The sequence below is a fragment of the Streptomyces sp. NP-1717 genome, from assembly GCF_022695985.1.
Taxonomy (GTDB): Bacteria; Actinomycetota; Actinomycetes; order Streptomycetales; family Streptomycetaceae; genus Streptomyces.
Genome location: NZ_JAAPBF010000407.1, coordinates 1 through 2,909, shown reverse-complemented (window position 1 = coordinate 2,909; position 2,909 = coordinate 1). Strand labels below are relative to the sequence as shown.

The window sequence follows — 2,909 nt, the reverse complement described above, 5'->3', positions numbered from 1 at the left end:
CGCGAACGGATCCTCGAAGCCGAACACATCACCGTTGTCGGCTCCGGCCAGTCCGGCGCCGAAGTCTTCCTCGACCTGCTCCGCGCCCGCCCCCCGGGCGCCGAGAAACTCCACTGGCTCGCCCGCACCGAAGCCTTCTCACCCATGGAGTACTCCAAGCTCGGCCTGGAACACTTCACCCCCGACTACACCACCTACTTCCACACACTGCCCGAACACGTCCGCGACGAACTCGTCCCCCACCAGTGGCAGCTCCACAAAGGCATCGACGCCGACACCATCGCCGCCATCCACGACGAGCTCTACCGCCGCACACTCCACGGCGGCTGGCCCGACGCCGTCCTCACCCCCGGCGTCCTCGTCCGCACGGCGGGACGGGTCGGCGCCACCAGAATCGAACTGCACCTGGAACACGGCCGGCAGTCCGGCCGCTCCCGCCTCACCACCGACGCCGTCGTCCTCGCCACCGGCTACCGCGAGCGCCCGCTCAGCCGGCTCCTGGCCGGACTCGACCCGTACATGTGCCACGACACATCCGGGCGCCCCCGCGTCGACGACACCTACCGGCTCGTCCTCGACCCCTCCGTGACCGGCTCGGTGTACGTACAGAACGCCGAACGGCACACCCACGGCGTCGGCGCCCCCGACCTCGGACTCGCCGCCTGGCGCAGCGCCACGATCCTCAACTCGCTCACCGGCACCGAGCACTACCCACTGCCGCGCCGCACCGCGTTCACCACCTTCGGCCTCGACGGACGGAGAAGGCACCGGCCGATGCCGGTGCCCAGAGACCTCGTGCCCCTCACCGAAGTGCGCTGACGCGCCGGCCGCGGGCCGTAAGGGGGTGCGCCGGTGCGGTGCCGAGGGGACAGCACCGCACCGGCGCGTCATCGCGCGACGGGTCAGAAGACCGGGGTGCCGTCGCGCGTGAGCTTCCAGTCCACCGAGGCGAACCGAGCCGGGTCGACGGTCTTCTCCGTCTGCACCCACGTGATGATCGTGTTCCGGATCTCGTCCGGGTTCGCCCACAACTGCCGCGCGCCCGCGACATGCGGGAAGTTGCCCCCACCGCTCGCCCGGTAGTTGTTCACCGCCAGCACGAACCGCGCCGCCGGGTCCAGCGCCTTCCCCTCGAAGGAGAGATTCACGATCCGCGAACCGGCCGGCTTCGCGATGTCGATCTCATACGTCAGCCCCGACACCACGTCGTAGTTGTAGTCCGGGATGTTGTCCGCGTTCGTCAGCTTCGACGTGTCCACCGGCGCACCCGCCGCCGTCCGCACGTAGTACCTCGCCGAGAACTCAAGATAATCCCTGATCTGAGCACCCGTCAGCAACCGCGCCTCCAGGGTGTTCTCGAACGGATACAGCCCCGCCGCGTCCTTGATGGTCACCTCACCCGCCGGAATACCCGCCGTACGCGAGAAGCACGACGCCTGCGACAGCAGCGGCAGCGCCGCCCACTCACCGCCCGCGAGACCCGCCCTCACCGTCTCCGTCTGCACATGGTTGATCAGATCGATCAGCGGCTCGTCCCGCCACGGCGCGTCGGCCGTCGTCATGGCCGCCGTCGACGTCCCGATCACCTGGTTGACGTAAGCCACCACCTTGCGGTGCTCGTCCACCAGCAGCCCGGTGATCTTCGGGTCCTCGTCCACCGTGTTCGAGTTCAGGACCTGGGCGCCCACCTTCTCCACCGACCAGCGCCCCCGCTCCCACACCAGGTCGAAGTCGAACAGCGTCAGCCGCTGCCCCCACTTCAGCGGCTCGGACAGCACCACGTCCTCGCCGGTCTCCTTGTTCGTCACCCGGTACTCGGGAATCTCGGTGTGCGCGTGCCCCACCAGGATCGCGTCGATGCCCGGCACCTGCTCGGCCACCAGACCCGCCGCGTTCTCGATGTGCGGAAGCTGATCTCCGTAGGAGGACGTGCCGCTCGACCCCGAGTGCGCGGACACGATCACCACATCGGCGCCCATCGACCGGAGCTTCGGCACCCACTTCGCCGCCTGCTCCTCCAGACCCGGGAACGTCATCTTCCCCTGCACGTTCACCTTGTCCCAGATCGCGATCCCCGGATTCGTCAGACCCAGCACCGCCACCCGCACATCACGCCCGTGCGGCGTCCGCAGCCGCTTGATCACATACGGCGGGAACGCCGGCCGCAGCGTCTTCGCGTCCAGCGCGTTGGCACCCAGCAGCGGGAAACGGCACTGCTCCTCGAACTTCCGCAGCACCGGAATGCCGTAGTTGAACTCGTGGTTGCCCAGCGCCGCCGCGTCGTACCCGATCGCGTTCATCGCCTGCGCCATCGGATGCACCGGGCCGCGCTTCGCGGTGATCGGATCGATCTTCGCGTAGTAGTACGAGAGCTGGGTGCCCTGGATCGTGTCGCCCGCGTCGATGAGCAGCGTGTTGCCGCGCCCCTTCTCCGCACGGATCCGGTTCACCAGCGTGGAGATCTTCGCCAGACCGACGTCGTTGCGGTCCTTGTCGTCGAACTCCCTGTCCGTGAAGTAGTCCCAGTTGAAGACGTTGCCGTGCAGGTCCGTGGTGCCCATCACGGTGAACGAGTACCGCTTCGGCGGACGTCCGTGGCCATGCCCGTGACCGGCGCCGTGCGCCGGGACAGCGGCGCCCCCGGCGACCGCCACACCGGCTCCCGCCGCGGCCGACCGGCCCAGGAACGTCCTACGGTTCAGCGGCATCGCTACTCCTCGATCTCGTCACCCACCCGCACAACGCGCGTAGACAAGGCGGCTAGATTCTGACGCAGGAACGCCCGGCGGAACACCCCCACAGGGTTTCGATCCGATGACCGCCGAAAGTCGTGCCCCGGCGTGAGCCGGGTGGGAGAGTGGCCCGGACAGCCGCGCCATCGCACAACTCGCCGCCGTACGAGGGAGAAA

2 protein-coding genes are annotated in these 2,909 nt (G+C 68.6%); one reads left to right on the top strand and one right to left on the bottom strand.

The genetic code is table 11. From position 1 onward, the window contains the following. Positions 1-819: SidA/IucD/PvdA family monooxygenase (locus GXP76_RS34970; RefSeq protein WP_242575641.1), on the top strand; the 819-nt coding region annotated here is incomplete at its 5' end. Between the two features lie 83 nt (positions 820-902). On the opposite strand, the gene GXP76_RS34965 is transcribed toward GXP76_RS34970, so the two are convergent. After that, the gene (locus GXP76_RS34965) at positions 903-2,708 is read right to left on the bottom strand and encodes a bifunctional UDP-sugar hydrolase/5'-nucleotidase (RefSeq protein ID WP_242575640.1); all 1,806 of its coding nucleotides are present in this window, start codon (positions 2,706-2,708) and stop codon (positions 903-905) included. Positions 2,709-2,909: the final 201 nt, after the last annotated feature.